The sequence below is a fragment of the Mesorhizobium sp. GbtcB19 genome (genome assembly GCF_019091085.1).
Classification (GTDB): domain Bacteria; phylum Pseudomonadota; class Alphaproteobacteria; order Rhizobiales; family Rhizobiaceae; genus Mesorhizobium.
The window spans coordinates 1-241 of sequence record NZ_JAGXJY010000452.1 but is presented as its reverse complement, the minus strand read 5'-3'; the positions used below and the strand labels follow the sequence as shown (position 1 = coordinate 241).

Annotated in this window: 1 pseudogene; it reads right to left on the bottom strand. The window is 59.8% G+C overall.

The features are described 5' to 3' along the window. Positions 1-241: pseudogene (locus KVT37_RS32720) on the bottom strand (FMN-dependent NADH-azoreductase); the annotation flags it as partial.

The following is a 241-nucleotide window of genomic DNA, read 5'->3' as shown; positions in this document are numbered from 1 at the left end:
CCATGTCAGAGATCTTTCCGGAGGAGCACACCTGATCGCACCCCGTTTTCAGCGTGCAGGGGATGCGCGAATTGAAGAAGCCGGTGGCGAGGGTGAGTGTGTCTCCGGCGCACAGATCATCCAGCACGGCGTCGGAGACGCCAACAACTTCCTCCTGTCGGGCGGTGCGGGAATTGGCAGTCGCAATGATTCCTGTCGAATAGTCTGCATCGTATTGCGGCAGCGGGCTGGTGTACAGGTC